This window comes from Saccharothrix sp. BKS2, from assembly GCF_047689505.1.
GTDB lineage: Bacteria > Actinomycetota > Actinomycetes > Mycobacteriales > Pseudonocardiaceae > Actinosynnema > Actinosynnema lopnurensis.
In genome coordinates, this window is sequence record NZ_JAUQOL010000024.1 from 62,163 (window position 1) to 79,271 (window position 17,109).

Annotated in this window: 14 protein-coding genes; 9 read left to right on the forward strand and 5 right to left on the reverse strand. The window is 71.6% G+C overall.

All coding sequences use genetic code 11. The features are described from left to right. Positions 1-123: 123 nt before the first annotated feature. A complete protein-coding gene (locus Q5530_RS35355; RefSeq protein ID WP_415367197.1) occupies positions 124-759 on the forward strand; it encodes a ThuA domain-containing protein in 636 nt (211 codons plus the stop codon). A gap of 4 nt (positions 760-763) precedes the next feature. On the opposite strand, the gene Q5530_RS35360 is transcribed toward Q5530_RS35355, so the two are convergent. Continuing rightward, entirely contained in the window at positions 764-946 is a 183-nt protein-coding gene (locus tag Q5530_RS35360) for a DUF397 domain-containing protein (protein WP_415367198.1), read from the reverse strand. Beyond that, on the reverse strand, positions 918-1,775 hold the full coding sequence (locus tag Q5530_RS35365; RefSeq protein WP_415367199.1) for a DUF5753 domain-containing protein: 858 nt from the start codon (positions 1,773-1,775) through the stop codon (positions 918-920). Before Q5530_RS35365 ends, Q5530_RS35360 begins: the two co-directional genes overlap by 29 nt. A 191-nt stretch (positions 1,776-1,966) precedes the next feature. Between Q5530_RS35365 and Q5530_RS35370 the strand changes: the two genes are divergently transcribed. After that, complete coding sequence (locus Q5530_RS35370; protein ID WP_415367200.1) at positions 1,967-2,542, forward strand: GNAT family N-acetyltransferase; 576 nt, start codon at positions 1,967-1,969, stop codon at positions 2,540-2,542. Between the two features lie 54 nt (positions 2,543-2,596). Here the strand turns inward: Q5530_RS35370 and Q5530_RS35375 are convergent, their stop codons facing one another. Beyond that, a complete protein-coding gene (locus tag Q5530_RS35375) occupies positions 2,597-2,971 on the reverse strand; it encodes a hypothetical protein (RefSeq protein WP_415367201.1) in 375 nt (124 codons plus the stop codon). A 502-nt stretch (positions 2,972-3,473) separates the two neighbouring features. Between Q5530_RS35375 and Q5530_RS35380 the strand changes: the two genes are divergently transcribed. Continuing rightward, positions 3,474-6,071, forward strand: coding sequence for a hypothetical protein (locus tag Q5530_RS35380; protein WP_415367202.1), 2,598 nt, complete (start codon positions 3,474-3,476; stop codon positions 6,069-6,071). Positions 6,072-6,175: 104 nt separating this feature from the next. On the opposite strand, the gene Q5530_RS35385 is transcribed toward Q5530_RS35380, so the two are convergent. After that, positions 6,176-7,063 (reverse strand): phytoene/squalene synthase family protein, encoded by an 888-nt coding sequence (locus Q5530_RS35385; protein WP_415367203.1) that lies wholly within the window; start codon positions 7,061-7,063, stop codon positions 6,176-6,178. A 599-nt stretch (positions 7,064-7,662) separates the two neighbouring features. Between Q5530_RS35385 and Q5530_RS35390 the strand changes: the two genes are divergently transcribed. Continuing rightward, complete coding sequence (locus Q5530_RS35390; RefSeq protein ID WP_415367205.1) at positions 7,663-8,079, forward strand: Imm1 family immunity protein; 417 nt, start codon at positions 7,663-7,665, stop codon at positions 8,077-8,079. Positions 8,080-8,177: 98 nt separating this feature from the next. On the opposite strand, the gene Q5530_RS35395 is transcribed toward Q5530_RS35390, so the two are convergent. After that, positions 8,178-9,449 (reverse strand): ROK family transcriptional regulator, encoded by a 1,272-nt coding sequence (locus Q5530_RS35395; protein WP_415367207.1) that lies wholly within the window; start codon positions 9,447-9,449, stop codon positions 8,178-8,180. Positions 9,450-9,597: 148 nt separating this feature from the next. Here Q5530_RS35395 and Q5530_RS35400 point away from each other — a divergent pair, with 148 nt between their 5' ends. From Q5530_RS35400 to Q5530_RS35420, 5 genes are read left to right on the forward strand one after another with little or no spacing between them, the layout of a single operon-like run. Beyond that, complete coding sequence (locus Q5530_RS35400; RefSeq protein ID WP_415367208.1) at positions 9,598-11,289, forward strand: ABC transporter substrate-binding protein; 1,692 nt, start codon at positions 9,598-9,600, stop codon at positions 11,287-11,289. 28 nt (positions 11,290-11,317) lie between these two features. Beyond that, positions 11,318-12,307 (forward strand): ABC transporter permease, encoded by a 990-nt coding sequence (locus tag Q5530_RS35405; RefSeq protein WP_415367209.1) that lies wholly within the window; start codon positions 11,318-11,320, stop codon positions 12,305-12,307. Between the two features lie 17 nt (positions 12,308-12,324). After that, a complete protein-coding gene (locus Q5530_RS35410) occupies positions 12,325-14,121 on the forward strand; it encodes a dipeptide/oligopeptide/nickel ABC transporter permease/ATP-binding protein (RefSeq protein WP_415367210.1) in 1,797 nt (598 codons plus the stop codon). After that, positions 14,118-14,981: an ABC transporter ATP-binding protein gene (locus tag Q5530_RS35415; RefSeq protein WP_415367211.1), complete on the forward strand. Its 864-nt coding sequence runs from the start codon at positions 14,118-14,120 to the stop codon at positions 14,979-14,981. The genes Q5530_RS35410 and Q5530_RS35415 overlap by 4 nt, the downstream gene beginning before the upstream one ends. Beyond that, positions 14,978-17,038 carry an alpha-galactosidase gene (locus Q5530_RS35420; RefSeq protein ID WP_415367213.1) on the forward strand — a complete coding sequence of 687 codons (2,061 nt, stop codon included), beginning with the start codon at positions 14,978-14,980 and terminating at the stop codon, positions 17,036-17,038. The genes Q5530_RS35415 and Q5530_RS35420 overlap by 4 nt, the downstream gene beginning before the upstream one ends. Positions 17,039-17,109: the final 71 nt, after the last annotated feature.

A 17,109-nucleotide genomic window follows, 5' to 3' on the forward strand; every position in this document is an offset into this window, starting at 1 on the left:
CATTCCGCTTCGGTGGCGTGGTGGGTCGATTCTCCTGGACCGGTGGTCCCGCGTCGATCGTCCATCCCGTTCCACCGCTCCGTCGATCAGGTGACCCGACCCCGCCGGCCTAGGGTGCGGGGTGTGAAGGCACTCGTGGTTCGAGGTGGCTGGGACGGGCACTCGCCGGTGGAGGCGACGGACGCGTTCCTGCCGTTCCTGCGCTCGTCGGGGTTCGCGGTGGACGTGTCGGACACGCTGGAGGTCTACGACTCGTCGCTGTCGGACTACGACCTCGTCCTCCAGTGCTGGAGCGACGGCGAGCTGACCGACGAGCAGTTCGGGCACCTGGAGGCGGCGGTGCGCGCCGGCACCGGGCTGGCCGGGTGGCACGGCGGGCTGGTGGACGCCTTCCGGCACTCGCGCGGGTACATGCGGATGGTGGGCGGCCAGTTCGTCGCCCACCCCGGCGACTTCGTCGAGCACCGCGTGGAGATCGTCTCCACGCACCCGGTGGTGGCCGGGTTGAGCGGGTTCACCGTGCGGACCGAGCAGTACTGGGTGCTCACCGACGGGCTGAACGACGTGCACGCGACCACCACGTTCGCCCCCGAGGACCCGTGGCACGCGCCGCTGACCGTGCCGGCGGTGTGGACGCGGCGGTGGGGTGCGGGGCGCGTGTTCGCCTGCACGCTGGGGCACTTCCCGGCCGACCTGGCGGTGCCGCAGGTGCGGACCGTGGTCGAGCGCGGCCTGCTGTGGGCGGCCGGGAGCGGGTGAAGCGTCAGCGGCTCGGCGTGCCCCGGAGGAAGGCGCGCCAGGTGGTGGGCGTGAAGGTCAGGTGCGGGGCGGTGTTCTTGGAGTCCCGCACGCCCACCCCCTCCGGCGCGAACGCCACCTCCACGCACTCCGTGTTCTCGCCTTCGCTGTAGCTGCTCTTACGCCACTGCCTCGCCTCCAGGACCACGCTGTGCCTCCCGCAATCGGTCATAGCGGTCCGCCCACCTGGCGAACTCTGACCGTGATTGTTCCTCACTCAGCGCTACCTGGTCGAGTTCATCGCAGCACGTGTAGAACTGGTCGGTGGTCTCGACGTCGTCCGAGAACACCCCCGCCGCCCCGATGCTGGAGTAGGAGACCGGCGGGTGGTCGGTGAAGGTCATGTACGTGAAGGCCACCTCCAGCGACGCCGGCAGCGAGGCCGCGAAGGGCACCAGCCGCACCCCGCCCCTGAACAGCAGTTGCAGCATCTGCTCGTACATCACCTGTGGACCGCCCACCGTGCGCAGCAGGGCCGCCTCGTGGATGAAGAAGTGGCCCTTGGGCGGCCGGGGCTTGTCGAAGATGTTCTGCCGTGCCATCCGCAAGGCCACGTAACACTCGCCCTGCGAAGTGCTCATGAGGTTGCGGGCGTAGTCCTGGGTCTGTAGCAGTCCGGGGATGGCGATGATCTGGTAGTTCCAGATGACCCTGGCGGTCTGCTCGTGGAGGATCAGCGCCCTCAGGGAGTCGGGTATCGCCAGCCGGTGGGGTCGGACGAGGTGACCGGTGTTCGGCTCCTGGGCCAGGGCCATGATGTGGTCGTAGGTGGGCTGGTCGGTGCGGAGGTGGCCGACGTAGCGGGCGATGTCCAGGGGGCTCGTTCCGCGCGTCCCGCGCTCCAGCTTCGACACCTTGCCGGCGGACCACCCCAATTCCTCCACGAGGGCTCCGAACCTGACCTCGGACCGTCGGCGCGCCCTCCTGAGGGCATCACCCAATTCGCGGCTCAACGCATTCGACTCACGGGAATCCATGCGGTCAAGCTAGGGCGTTCACAACCTCTCTACCAGCCGAAACGTCCTATTCCACCCCATGGGCTCACAGTTGTACCCCGGGTCAACCATTGGCCTGTTCGAGGTTTTCCCCCGGCGGTACAATTCATTTTGTTGCGCACGCGCAACGAAATGGTGTGGCGTCCTGTCCCGCCGACGACGAGGATCGCCACGTGCACGTCTTCCTGGAAACCGCACGGCTCGTGCTGCGCCCGTTCACCGACGCCGACGCCGACCACCTCGTCGCGCTGGACGGCGACCCCGAGGTCATGCGCTTCCTCACCGGTGGCAGGCCGACCAGTCGCGAGGCGATCCGCACCCGCACCCTCCCGCGCCTGCTGCACGACCACCCGTGCCTGGGCACCCGTGGCTACTGGGCCGCCGAGGAGAGGGCCGCCGAGGAGGGGGCCGGCGGGGCGTTCCTGGGCTGGTTCGAGTTCCGCCCGCTCGTCGAGCACAGCGCCGCCGAGGTGGAGCTCGGCTACCGGCTGAACCGGGCCGCCTGGGGCCGGGGGTTGGCCACGGAGGGGGCGCGGGCGCTGATCGACAAGGGGTTCACCGGGCTGGGGGTGGAGCGGGTCACCGCGAACACCATGGCGGTCAACACCGCGTCCCGGCGGGTGATGGAGAAGGCGGGGCTGAGGTTCCGGCGGACCTTCACCGGGGACTGGCCCGAGGCGATCGAGGGCGCCGAGCACGGCGAGGTCGAGTACGAGCTGACCCGGGCGGACTGGGCGCGGGGCCGGTGACCGGACCGCCGCTCGCACCGGGGTCGGGGTCCCGGCGCGAGCGGCGTCACCCCGTCAGTACATCGGCACCAGGCTGAGCCTGCGGATGCCGGTGTAACCGGGGCAGCTCACCGATCCGGGCGAGCCGTACATGGTCGGCTCGCCGTACACCGTGCTCCCGTCGCCGCACATCGCGCCGAGGGTGTAGCCCCGGCTGGGCAGGGGGCCGGTGTGGTAGCAGCGCGCCGAAGCCACCGCGTACGTGCCGGGCGTGTAGGTGTAGGTGCAGTACAGGGCTCTCGACTCGACCCGGCCCGAGCTGGCCGCGTTCGGGTTGAGCGGGACGGTGATCCCGTCCCGTTCGTCGGCCGCCATCGCGGTCGTGGTCCAGCCGGTCAACGCCCCCAGCGCCAGCAGGGCGGCCATCACCAAACGAACCGATCTCGACATGGTTCTCCCGTCGCAGGGCGGGGAGGGTGAGGCGGTTTCGACTCACCCTGACGGAACACTTGACGATGCTCGGACCACGTCGGTGGACCACTGATACGAAACCGTGGAAAAAAGCGCCGGGGGCAGCAGCGGGTTGGGACCATTGCCCCACCGCGACGCCGGCGAACAGCCGCACCCGCCCGGTCGGCGTGGAGGGGAGACCGCGTCCGGACCGGCGGACCCGTTCGCCGCAGTCGGTCACGGGGACCCGCGCCGATCCGGTCGCGCCGCCCGCGACCGGGACTTCGCGGGACCAATCCGAATCCCGTTGACGAGGGTGGTTCGACATCCCACCTTCTTCTGGGTGAAACGTCTATTCCGAGTTGACCGGGCGGACGAGGTGGCACGACCATGTTCCTGCTGGTGTGAACACGGAATTCCACCTTCCGGTGAACTTCCGATCACGGCCGGGGCGGGGGCGACGTTGACCGGTGGGCGCAGATCCGGGCGAGTGGTGGTCGCCGTGGTCGCGATCACGGGATTGTGCTCCGGGCTCGTCGTGCTGTGGTGGAACAGGTACGAGATCGCCGGTTCGAGTTGGGTTTTCACGGCGCTGGGCGCCTGCTTCTCGGCGGTGATCAGCATTGCCACCCTGGGTGAATGGGCCACGAAGAAAACCGATTCGCCCACCTCCAGCGCGCCCCAGCCGGCCGAGGCGAGGCGGAAGTTGGCCGAGGTCGTCCTGGCGCAGTGGCGGCAGGAGGCGGCGGCGCGCCAACTCGACAACCCCTCTCCCATCGCGGTGTCCTGGCACTCGACGAACCAGTGGTTCTCCGACATCGCGGAGCACGTGTTCGGCGACGACCGGCAGGACCTGTCCGGTCGTGCCGATCGGATCGAGGAACTGGCCGACGACTTCCGGCGCCTGAAGCGGCGGCGCCTCGTCGTGCTGGGCAAACCCGGTTCCGGGAAGACGACCCTCGCGGTCCTGCTGCTGCGCCGGCTCCTGGTGGACCTGCGCCCCGGCGACGCGGTGCCCGTCCTCTTCTCCGTGGGCACGTGGGACCCGGAGGTGGAGTCGCTGCACGAGTGGCTGGTGCGGCGGCTGGTCGGCGACTACCCGATGCCGCGGGCGGCCGAGTTCGGTGGCTCGGCGCCGGAGGACCTGGTGGCGGGGTGCGGCGTGCTGCCCGTGCTGGACGGGTTGGACGAGATCTCCGACGAGGTGTGCACGAAGATCCTCGACGCGCTGAACCTGGACATGACGGACGCGGACCAGGTCATCGTCACGTGCCGGACCGAGGAGTACGTGAAGGCCATCTCGGCGGGGGCCGCCGGCGTGGTCCGCAGCGCGGCCGTGGTGACCCCGCGCCCGCCGGCGTCGGCGTACGTCGTCGAGTACCTGCGGGCTTGCACCAGGGCGGGCAGGCCCGGCGCGGGGAAGTGGTCGGAGGTGTTCCGCGTGCTGGCCGACGGGCGGTCACCGCTGGCGCGGGCGCTCCGGACGCCCCTGGACCTGTGGCTGCTGCGGGTGGTCTACGTCGACTCGAACGCCGATCCCGGCCGGCTCGCCGACGTGGCCGAGTTCGCCACCCCGGAGGCGGTCCGCGACCACCTGATCGACAACCTCGTGCACGCGCTGGTGTCGGCCCGCCGACCGGGGCGGCACCGGCCCGGGGGGCGTCCGGCGGCACTCCGGGCGCGCAGCGACCGGGACGTGCTCCGGTGGCCGGCGTTCCTGGCCTCGCGGCACAACGCGATGAAGACCCGGGACATCGCCTGGTGGAGGTTCCCCTACTTCCTGCCCCGCCAGCCCCGGCGGATCGTCGCCGGCGCCCTGGGCGGGCTCACGGGCGGGGTCACCGCGGGCATCAGCATCGCCAACCTCGTCGGCGTGCGGGCGGGGCTCACGATCGGCCTCACCGTCAGCCTGGCCGCCGGGCTAGTGGCCGCGTTCCTCATCACCTCCTCGGTCGAGGACGGCGGCTACGCCGACCTGAACTGGTTCAGCCGGTCGCGGGTGCTGGTGGGCAGGCTGGCGCTGGCGCTGCTGCTCGGCGCGGCGGCCGGGGTGTGCGCGGGGGTGCTGGTCGGGGTGCCCGCGCCCACGGCGCTCGGCGGGTCGCCGGCCGTGGCGATCGCCATCGGCGCCGGCGGCGTGGTCGGGTTGATCTCGGGGGTGCACCTCGACGGGCCCATGCACGCCAACCTGCACCTGCGGGGCAGGCTCGGGTCCCTGCTCCGGAACCTGACCCTGGGGATCGCCCTCGTCGTCGGCTGCGGGCTGCTCGTGGGCGTCGCCATGGGCTCCCTCGCGAGCCTCGTGATCAACGCCGGTCGCGCCGCGGAGGTCGGCATCATCAGCACGGTGGTCCTCGCCTCCCGGTACCCGGCGGTGCTGTTCCTGATCGCGAGCACCTTCCCGGCCGTGGACCGGAAGCTCCCGTGGCGGCTGATGTCCTTCCTGGAGGACGCCTACCGCCTGGGCCTGCTGCGCCGGGTCGGGGACGTCTACCAGTTCCGGCACGCGGAGCTCCAGGACAGGCTCGCGCACACCTACGACGCCCTGCGGGTCCGCGACAGCGAGGAGTCGACCGTTGACCGTCAGCCCTGGCCGGTTCACCGCGCTGTGGTTCGCGCGCTCCGTGACCGAGGTGTCCGCGCCCGGCATCATCGGCGTCGCGCTGTTCCTCGCCGTGGGCTGGCACTCGTCGTGGCCGGACACCGGCGGGCTGCTCCACGGCGCGGTGGCGGCGGTCCTGTCCGTCGCCGTGCCGTACGCGGTGCTGATCTGGGGCGTGCGCACGGGGCGGTGGAGCGACCGGCACGTGTCGCGCCGCGAGGACCGCGTGCTGCCGTTCCTCATCACGCTCGCCTCGGTGGTCTCCGGGATGGTGTTCCTGCTGTGGGCGGACGCCTACCGGGAGCTGACCTTCGTGGCCGCGTCCATGCTCGGGGGGCTGGCCGTGACGCTGGTCGTGAGCCTGGTGTGGAAGGTGTCGCTGCACGCGGCGTCGGCGGCGGGTGCGGCGACGGCGACGGTGTTCGTGTTCGGTTTTTCGCCGCTCGTGGCGGGTGTGCTGGTGGCGTTGGTCGGGTGGTCGCGGGTGCGCCTGGGTGACCACACGGCGGGGCAGGTGGCGGTGGGGGCGGTGCTCGGGGTCGTCGTCGCGTCCGCGACGTTCCACGCGCTGGGGTGAGGTGGCCGGGGCGGGCCGGGCCCGGTCAGGCCGGCGGCACGAAGGGCGGCGGCTGCCTCCGGCGATCGCGGACCGCCCGCAGGTAGGCCGGCCCCCCGATGCGCAGTCGCGGCCCCGTGCCCACCCGGACCCGCCGGTCGAGCACCTGGTAGTCCGCCGCCTCGACCGCGTCGAGCAGCCCGGCGTAGAGCGAGAGACCCGCGTGCCAGCACGCCCGGCTCGACGGGTGCAGGGACTCGGCGCCGAGCCGCGCCTCCCGGTACAGCCCGCGCGCCCGCGCGACCTGCTCGGCGAGGAGTTCCCGCACCTTCGGCGACGTCGGCCCGGGTGCCAGGTCCCGGCGTGCCACGGAGAACCGGTCCAGGTCCGCGGCGGGCAGGTAGACGCGCCCGTCCCTCAGGTCCTCGGCGACGTCCCGGATGATGTTGGTGAGCTGGAAGGCCAGGCCGAGCGAGCGGGCCGCCGGTTCGGTCCCCCGGTCGAGCGGCTGGAGCACCGGGACCGCCTGGAGGGCGAGCGTCGACGCCACCCCGTACATGTACCGCTCAAGTTCCTCGTAGGTGTCGAACGAGGTCTTCTCGAGGTCCAGTCGAATGGCCGAGGCGAACTCGCGCAGGAGGTTCTCGGGAATTCCCCAGGTGGCGAACGCGTGCAGCACGGCGTGCACCACGGGGTCGTCGCCGGCGCCCGCGGCGATATCCCGATCCAGTTGTCGGTGCCACCGGTCGAACCGGTCGGACCGCGCCTCGCGGGACAGTTCCCAGGCGTCGACCAACTGATCGGCGTGGCGCGCGAAACCGTAGAGCGCGTGCGAGTAGGGGCGTTTCCAGTCGGCGAGCGCGAGACCCGCCAGGTAATGCGTGGTGTCGTGCTCGGCGAGCAGCGCGGCGCACGCGCTGTAGCTGTCGCGCAATGTCGGGTCGTCGATTCCGGGGGCGTCGAGCCCTTTCCTGACCAGGGATTCGTGAAAAGCACTCCGCAAGCGCACGGTCGCCTCGCTCTCGGCGCGCCGCAACTTGTTCGGCGCGAGTCGCGGTGCCAGGCTGCTGCAAGATCTCCGAAGGGCGGGTGATTCATCACGAATTCGTGTGGTTATTCCCCGTGAATGGGCCGGCGGTAATGATCTCGCCGGCGTTGCCCCTTGTGGCGGATGGGTGCCGGACCGGCGGCGCCGGCACCTCGGTCCGTGCGACGCTGATGAGCGCGGAACGCGGTCGGGTAACCACACGGCCGGAACGCCGGAACGTGCCACGATCGCCGGCAGTCGAGCAGCGGGGGTGGGGTTGGCGAGTATCGGTGAAGTCGTGGCCGCGCTGCGCCAGGTGGTCGACGACCTTCCGTTCGCCGCACACTGTCGCGCCACGAGCGAAGCCATCGGCCACAAGTTTGCCCGCGGTGCCCGAACCGGACGACCTCAAGCCGATCTCCGAGCGCGTGGGCGAGCTGTTCGAGGTCCTCCCGGTTCGGGGCGACCTCGGCGTCAAGACCTACACCGGGAAGGAGCGTTAGCCAGTGGGGTACGTGCTCGACGTGGCTTACCGGCACGACCAGGAGCCGAAGCGCCTCCGCACGCGCGAAGACGTCGCCGCCTTCGTCGACGAGCTGGCGACGCTCGGCCCGGCGTACGCCGCAGCCACCGCTTACGCCGTCGAAGAGGGCAGCGACGCACTGCCCGACCACGAGCTGCTCATCGGAGCCCGCGCCCGAACCGGCCTCGGCGCCGTGCGGTACAGCGGTGAGGCCGGCACCTGGTACGCGAAGGGGGAGCGGACCAATCCCGAAGGGGTCGCGTTCGCCTACTTCGGCACGTCCCACGAGTTCCCGGCGGACGCCGAGGTGCCGCTCGACCTGGTTCGCGAAGCCCTGTGGGGACTGCTGACGAACCGCGGTGGTCGACCGGACGGGATGACCTGGGCCGAGACCGACTGATCGGCCGTTCCGCGCGGCCGTCCGGGATCGGGTGGCGGCCACGCCGACCGGTGGCGCCCCCGGTTCTCAGACGCCCCCGGTTCTCAGGCACCCTCTGCTCAGGCGCCCTCGGCGGACAGCGGCGCGGGTTCGGAGTCGGCCAGGTTCTCGGGCAGGCGCAGGCCCTCGTGCAGCGGCACCAGTTCGGACTGGAGCACCAGCGCCGCCCCGCCGATGGCGGAGGCGGTGGCGGCCGAGCGGGACAGGCGGACGTCGACCCGGTGGGCGGCGCGGGAGAAGAAGGCGCGGTCGAGTTCGTCGCGGACCACCGGCAGGTAGACCGAACCCGCGATGGCGAAGCTCGGCCCCGTCAGCACCAGCACCTCCAGGTCCATGATGTTGGCCAGGGTGCGGGCGGCGGTGGCGATGTACCGGGCCGAGCGCCCCAGGATGGCCAGCGCCGACGGGTCGCCCCGGCGCGCCGCGCGGCTGACCGCGGCGAAGTCCGACGACACCGACCTGGGCCTGCCGGTCAGGCCGGCGGCGCGGGCCAGGGCCGCGTCGGCGCGGGCGGCGGCGACGACCGCGCCCGGACCGGCCAGGACCTCCACGCAGCCGCGCGCCCCGCACCAGCACTCGGGGCCGTTGGCGTCCACGCAGATGTGGCCGACCTCCCCGGCGTTGCCGCTGGTGCCCCGGTAGGTGATGCCGTTGATCACCAGGCCCGCGCCGATGCCCGTGCCCATGTACAGGGCCGCCGAGGTGGCCGTGCCGCCGATGCCGCCGGACCAGTGCTCGCCCAGGGCGGCGGCGGTGGCGTCGTTGTCCAGCACCACCGGCAGCGCGGTGGCCCGCTCCAGCGCCTCGCCGAGGGGGAAGTCCTCCCACTTGCGCATGGACGGCGGGGTCAGGCCCATGCCGGTGGTCGAGTTGAGCGGCCCGGGGGAGACCAGGCCCAGGCCGAGGACGCGGACCCGGTCGACGCCGACGCCCTCGATGAGGGAGTCCACCTCGCCCGCCATGCGCTCCACCACGGTCTGCGGCTCGGCCGCGCCCGCGCCCGCCCTCGTGATGCGCGCGACGACGGAACCGCCCAGGTTGGTGAGCACGTAGGTGATGCCGGCGTGGTCCAGGTGGACCCCGACCGCGTAGCGGGAGGAGTGGTTGAGCTGGAGCAGCACGCGGCGCTTGCCGCCGGTGGACTCGGCCCGGCCGGTCTCGACCACCAGGCCCTCGTCGATGAGCTTGCGGACCACGGTGGAGATGGTCGCGCCGGTGAAGCCCGTGGCGTTGATCAGCCCCACGCGGCTGATGGTGCCCGCCGCGCGGATCACGTCGAGCACGGCGGCCTTGCTGCTCGCGTGTTGGGTCGCCCGCGCAGGTCCGCTCACGTGGCCTCCGTCTTGGTTCGTCGTCGGTCGAAGGGTAGCAACTTGACCCGCAGATGAAGCGGAAGTGTTGACTTCGTTTCTTCATTGACTTAACAATCTGCCTCAACGCGGGACCGCGGCCGGTCCTGGGCCAGGAGAGGAATCAACGATGTTCCTGAAGGCAAGGCGCTCCTCACGGGCACGCGTGGCGGCGGCCGGACTGGCCGCGGTCGCCATGCTGGCGACCGCGTGCGGCGGGTCGAACGACTCGGGCGGCGACCAGAACACCGACACGCTCGTCGTGTACACCGGGCAGTCCGGCGACTGGCAGCTGAACTTCAACCCGTTCTCGCCGACGATGCTGGAGGGACCGGGCACGATCTTCGAGCCCCTGTTCTTCTTCAACAACGTCCGCGACGTCGAGCCCAGGCCGCGCCTCGGCAAGAGCTTCACCTGGAACGCCGACGGCACCCGGCTGGACGTCGAGCTGCGCGACGACGCCAAGTTCACCGACGGCGAGAAGTTCACCGCCGAGGACGTCGTGTTCACCCTGGACATGGTCAAGAACAACCCGTCCATGAACGGCACGGGCTACAAGGGCGTCGCCACCGCGGTCGACGACACCCACGTCTCGATCACGTTCCCCGAACCCTCCTTCATGGAGGGCCCGCAGGTGCTCGGCCGGATCTGGATGGTCCCCCAGCACAGGTGGAAGGACATCGCCACCCCCGCCACCGACGTCGTGTCCGAGCCGGTGGGCACGGGCCCGTTCCAGCTCGCCGACTTCAAGGCCCAGGCGTTCACGCTCAAGTCCAACACCGGCTACTGGGCCGGCGAGCCCGCGCTGAAGAACATCCGCTACGTCGCGCTGTCGGGCAACCAGTCCGGTGAGGCCGCGCTGCGGCAGGGGCAGATCGACTGGCAGACCGGCCCGGTGCCGGACATGGCCAACATCGAGAAGAACTACCCCGGCTACAAGGGCATCACCATCCCGCTCAACCAGGCCGCGCTGTTCACCTGCTCCAACGCCGAGCTGGGCTGCCAGGGCCCGCAGACCGACGTGGCCGTGCGCAAGGCCGTGTACTACGGCATGAACCGCACCCAGATCAACTCGCTGGCCTTCGAGAACACCGCCGGTGAGATCTCGCCCGGGTTCGCCCTGCTGGAGCGGGACGAGCCGGTCGTCTCCGACGAGCTCCAGGAGCGCTCCGCGCCGATGCAGCCGGACGTGGCCAAGGCGACCGCCGCCCTGGAGGGCGCGGGCTACGCCAAGGGCCCCGACGGCATCTACGCCAAGGACGGCAAGCCCGTCGCCATGACGATCAAGGTCGTGGCCGGCTGGACCGACTACATCACCGCCGTGGAGACCATCGCCCAGCAGCTCCAGCAGGTCGGCATCAAGATCACGCCGCAGCAGGTGTCCTGGAACGAGTGGTCCGACTCGCGCGGTCGCGGCCAGTTCGAGCTGCTGATCGACGCGCTGCACCAGGGCCCCGCGCCCGACCCGTTCTACAACGCGTCCTACTTCTTCAGCACCGCCACCACGGCCAAGGTCGGCGAGGTCGCCAACCCGAACTTCGCCCGCTTCTCCAACCCCGCCGTCGACGGCGCGCTGACCGCGCTCAAGGGCGTGAACCCGGAGGACGACGCGGCCCGCCAGCCGTACTTCGACACGATCCAGACCGAGATCGAGAAGTCGATCCCGTACATCCCGATCCTCACCGCCGGCACCACCAGCGAGTACAACGCCAAGAAGTTCACCGGCTGGCCCACCCAGGACGACCTCTACTCGTTCCCGGCCGTCTGGGCGCGGCCCGAGCACTCGGAGATCTTCCTGAAGCTCAAGCCCGCGGGCCAGTGACCCGGCACTAGAACCGATTGGCGGACCGATGAGGTACTACGTCCGGAAGTTCGCGTTCTACCTGGTCGCCTTCTGGGCGGCGCTGACGCTGAACTTCTTCATCCCGAGGCTGATGCCGGGCAACCCGGTGGACATCCTCATGGCGAAGCTCGCCCAACGGGGCGGGACCGTGGACCCGTCGGCCCGCCGGGCGTACGAGCTGCTGCTCGGCGGGAACAGCAGCGAGTCGCTCCTCCGGCAGTACCTGTCCTACCTGGGCAACATGTTCCGCGGTGACCTGGGCGTCTCGGTGTCGGCGTTCCCGACCCCGGTGTCCCAGATCATCGGGGAGGCCCTGCCCTGGACGCTCGTGCTCGTGGGCATCGCGACGTTCCTGTCGTTCGTCCTGGGCATCGCGCTGGGCATGTTCGTCGGTTGGCGGCGCGGCACCTGGCTGGACGGCCTGGTGCCCGCCACCACCGTGCTGGCCGCCGTGCCGTACTTCTGGCTGGCGCTCATCCTGGCCGCGGCGCTGGCGTCCGGCCTGGGCTGGTTCCCGCTGCTCGGTGGCTACGACGTGGTCCTGTCGCCGGGCTGGGACGCGGACTTCATCGGCTCCGCGATCTACCACGGCACGCTGCCCGCGCTGACCATCGTGCTGTCCTCGGTCGGCGGCTGGCTGCTGGGGATGCGCAACATGATGGTCTCGGCCACCGCCGAGGACTACGTGCTGACCGCGCGGGCCAAGGGCCTGCGCGACTCGCGGATCATGATCAAGTACGCGGCCCGCAACGCGGTGCTGCCCTCGGTGGCCGGCTTCGCCATCTCGCTGGGCTTCGTGGTGTCCGGTTCGGTCATCACCGAGCAGGTGTTCTCCTACCCCGGCATCGGCTCGAAGCTGCTCCAGGCCGTGCAGAACAACGACTACGCCCTGATGCAGGGCATCTTCCTGGTGATCACGGTCGCCGTGCTCGGCGCGAACCTCGTGGTCGACCTGCTGTACGCCGTCATCGACCCGCGCACCCGCGTCAGCGGCTGAGAAGGAGAACGGACACCGTGACGAACCTCAGTCCGGCCACCGTCGTGCCGCCCCGGGGACGCTCGGGCCTGCGGTCGATGCTGCCGCGCTGGTCGCCCAAGCTGGGCATCGGCCTCGCCCTGATCGTGGCGATCAGCCTGTTCGGCCTGGTCGGGCCGCTGCTGCTGGGCGACCCGAACCTCATCCGGGACCTCGGCCTGACCTCGCCGGGCGGCGAGTTCCTCCTCGGCACCACGCTGACCGGCCAGGACGTGCTGGCGCAGCTGGCCTCCGCCACGCGAGGCTCGCTCTACATCGGCCTGCTGGTCGGCGTGATGGCCACCGTCCTGTCGGCGCTGTTCGGCATCATCGGCAGCTACGTCGGCGGGTACGTGGACGAGGCGTTCTCGCTGTTCTCCAACGTCATGCTGGTGATCCCCGGCCTGCCGCTGGTGATCGTGATCTCCGCGTTCGTGCCCGCCGACCAGCGCGGCTCGTGGACCATCGCGGTGGTGCTGGCGATCACCGGCTGGGCGGCGTCGGCCCGCGTGCTGCGCGCCCAGACGCTGTCGCTGCGCAACCGCGACTACGTGGCCGCCGCCAAGGTCTCCGGCGAGAAGCCGTGGCGCGTGATCACCGTCGAGATCCTGCCCAACCTGCTGCCGCTGCTGGCCTCGCAGTTCGTCTTCGCGGTGATCTACGCGATCCTGAGCGAGGCGGGCCTGTCGTTCCTCGGCCTGGGCGCGTCCAACTCCTCGACCCTGGGCACGATGCTCTACTACGCCCAGAACGGCTTCGCGCTCCAGCGCGAGGCGTGGTGGTGGTTCGTGCCGCCGGGCCTGATCATCGCCCTGTTCGGCTGCGGCCTGTCGCTGATCAACTTCAGCATCGACGAGATCATCAACCCCAAGCTGCGCGACATCCCGCGCCGTCGCGCCGCCGAGCCGGACCGCGCGGCCGAGCCCGTGGCGAGCACCGACGCCGACGCCGTGATGACCGTGCGCGACCTGTCCGTGGTCTACCAGGTCGGCACGCCGGTGCACGCGGTGAAGGACGTGTCGCTGACGCTGCGGCGCGGCGAGATCCTGGGCCTGGCCGGCGAGTCCGGCTGCGGCAAGACGACCCTCGCCTACGCGATCAACCGCCTGCACCGGCCACCGGCCGAGGTCACCACCGGCTCGGTCACGTTCCACGACCGCGACGGCGACGACCTGGACGTGCTCGCGCTCGGGCCGGGTGAGCTGCGGGAGTTCCGCTGGTCGAAGCTGTCGATGGTGTTCCAGGGCGCGATGAACGCGCTGAACCCGGTCATCACCGTCCGGGCGCAGCTGGAGGACGTGCTCACCACGCACCGGCCGGGGATGACCGGGGCGCAGCGCCGGGCGCGGTGCGAGGAGGTGCTCCGGCTCGTCGGCGTCGACGTGCGGCGGCTGCGCTCCTACCCGCACGAGCTGTCCGGCGGCATGAGGCAGCGCGTGGTGATCGCCATGGCGCTGCTGCTCGACCCCCAGGTCATGATCATGGACGAGCCGACCACCGCGCTGGACGTGGTGGTGCAGCGCGGCATCCTGCGGGAGATCCTGCGGCTGCGCGACGAGATCGGCTTCGCCGTCCTGTTCATCACCCACGACCTGCCGCTGCTGCTCGAACTGGCCGACCGCATCGCGGTGATGAAGGACGGCGAGGTGGTCGAGTACGCGACCGCCGAGGAGATGTACGCGCGGCCGGCGCACCCCTACACGCGCGAGCTGCTCGAATCGTTCCCCAGCCTGACCGGCGAGCGCGGCGCGTTCGTCCGGACGGGCGAGCCCACCTCGTCCGGAGGCGCCCGATGACCACGTTGGAAGCGCACGAGCTGGTCAAGGACTTCCACGTCCGGGTCGGCCTCAGGCGGGTGCGGCTGCGCGCGGTGGACCACGTCTCGTTCACCCTCACGCCCGGCCGCACGGTCGCGCTGGTCGGCGAGTCCGGCTCCGGCAAGTCCACCATCGCGCGGATGATCGCCCGGCTGGAGAAGCCCAGCTCCGGGTCCATCACCGTGACCGGCGACGACGGGCGGCGGGTGGCCGACCGGCGGTACCGAGACCACGTGCAGATGGTGTTCCAGGACCCGTTCGCCTCGCTCAACCCGTTCCACACCATCGCCCACCACCTGGAGCGCCCGCTCAAGCTGCACGGCAAGCCGCACGGGTGGGACGAGGTGGTGCGGCTGCTGGAGCGCGTGTCGCTGCCCGGCCGCGACGTCGCCCACCGCCGCCCGCACGAGCTGTCCGGCGGCCAGCGGCAGCGCGTGGCCATCGCGCGGGCCCTGGCGCCCGGCGCGCGGGTCGTGGTGGCCGACGAGCCGGTGTCCATGCTCGACGTGTCGATCCGGCTGGGCGTGCTCAACCTGCTCGCCCGGTTGCAGCGCGAGGAGCAGCTGGCCGTCCTCTACATCACCCACGACCTGGCCACCGCCCGGCACTTCTCCGACGACATCCTGGTGCTCTACAAGGGGCGCGTGGTCGAGCGGGGACCCGCCGACGAGGTGATCCTCAACCCGCAGCACCCGTACACCCGCATCCTGGCGTCCGCCGCGCCCGACCCGGACGCGCGGGGCCGCTCCCTCGACATCGACCCGGCCGAGGTCGAGCGGGCGGGCGCGGCCGCCGCGTACGACCACAACACCCGGCGCTGGGAGGAGGTCGTCACATGACGCTGACCTGGTCGACCGGCGCCGTCCGGCTCGCGCTGCGGGTCGAGCCGGGGCCGGTGAGCCTGCTCTCGCTGCGCCCGGACGGGCCGCTCGACGGCATCGGCGTGCCGCTGGTCGAGGTGCAGGCGCACGGCCACGGGCGGTTCCCCGGCAGCCACCGGTACGCCGACACGACCATCGGCGCGCGGCTGCGGTACCGCGGTCACGAGGCGACGACCGACGAGCTGCGGGTGACGCAGCACGACCCGGTGACCGGCCTGGTGGCGGTCTCGGTGTTCCAGGGCGTGGCCGGCGTGCCCGCCGTGCGGACGTGGACCGAGGTGTCGGCCGAGGGCGAGCCGGTGCACGTCCAGGCGGTGACCTCGCTGTCGACCGGCGCGTTCCTGGTCGACTCCGGGCGCACCGTGGACGAGGTGGACCTCGTGCACGGCGACTCGGACTGGGTGGCCGAGTCGCGCTGGCACCGGACGCCGCTGCGCGAGGCCGGCCTGGTGGCGATGGACCCGACCGTGCACCACCACGCGTCGCGCAGCCGGTTCGCCCTGACCTCGCGCAGCTCGTGGTCCACCGGCGAGCACCTGCCGACCGGCGTGCTGGTCGCCCGGGACGACAGCTGGGCGCTGGCGTGGCAGGTCGAGCACAACGGGGCGTGGCACTGGGAGGTCGGCGAGACGGTCGCGGGGGCGTACCTGGCGCTGCTGGGTCCCAGCGACGGCGAGCACCAGTGGGGGCGGGTAGTGGCCCCGGGGCGGGGGTTCACCACGGTGCCGGTGTCCGTGGCCGTCGCCGCCGGAGGGGTCGACGAGGCGTTCGCGGCGCTGACCGCGCAGCGGCGGGCCACCCTGCGCAGCCGCCGCGCGCCCCACCTGCCGGTGGTGTTCAACGACTACATGAACACCCTGATGGGCGACCCCACCACGGCGAAGCTGCTGCCGCTGGTCGACGCGGCGGCGGAGGTCGGCGCGGAGTACTTCTGCGTCGACGCGGGCTGGTACGACGAGGACGGGCAGTGGTGGGACAGCGTCGGGGAGTGGCGGCCGTCGCGCACGCGCTTCCCCGGCGGGTTCGGGGAGGTGGCGGACCGGATCAGGGCGCGCGGCATGGTGCCGGGGCTCTGGCTGGAGCCCGAGGTGGTCGGCGTGCGGTCGGCCCTGGCGCGGACGTTGCCGGACGAGGCGTTCTTCCAGCGCCACGGCGCGCGGGTCGGCGAGCACGGGCGGTTCCACCTGGACTTCCGGCACCCCGAGGCGGTGCGGCACGTCGACGGGGTGGTGGACCGGCTGGTCGACGAGTTCGGCATCGGGTACTTCAAGCTGGACTACAACATCATGCCGGGCGCGGGGACCGACGTGGGCGGGCTCGCGCCGGGGGACGGGCTGCTCGGGCACAACCGGGCGTACCTGGCGTGGTTGGACGCGCTGCTGGCGCGCCACCCCGGGCTGCTGCTGGAGAACTGCGCGTCCGGGGCCATGCGGATGGACTACGCGCTGCTGTCGCGGTTGCACCTCCAGTCCACCTCGGACCAGCAGAACCCGCTGCTGTACCCGCCGATCGCGGCGGCGGCGCCGGCCTCCGTGCTGCCGGAGCAGTGCGGGAACTGGGCGTACGCGCAGCCCGGGATGACGGTGGAGGAGGCCGTCTTCACGCTGGCCACCGGTGTGCTGGGGAGGTTGTACCTGGCGGGGCGGGTGGACCTGATGGACGACGAGCGGCGGGGGTTGGTGCGGGAGGCCGTGTCGGCGCACCGGGCGTTGCGCGGGGTGATCGCGACCTCGGTCCCCTTCTGGCCGCTGGGGTTGGCGGGTCGGAGCGGGCCGTGGGTGGCGTCGGGGCTGCGCTCGTCCGACAGCTACCTGGCGGTGTGGCGGTTGCCGGGGGCGGCCGCGGAGGTTTCGCTGCCGGTGGGGCATTTGCTGGGGCGTGAGGTGTCGGTGTTTCCGGTGTTCCCGGTGTCCTGGTCGGGGTGGGGGTTCTCGTGGGACCCGGGGGTGGGGGTGTTGACGGTGCGGCACGAGGGGTCCGCACCGGGTGCCGTGGTGGTGCGGTTGGCGGGGTAGGCGCGGGAGTCGGCGCTGCTTTGTCGCCGCGCCGGCGAACCGTGCCGCCCACCTCTTTCGAGTGAAGCCTG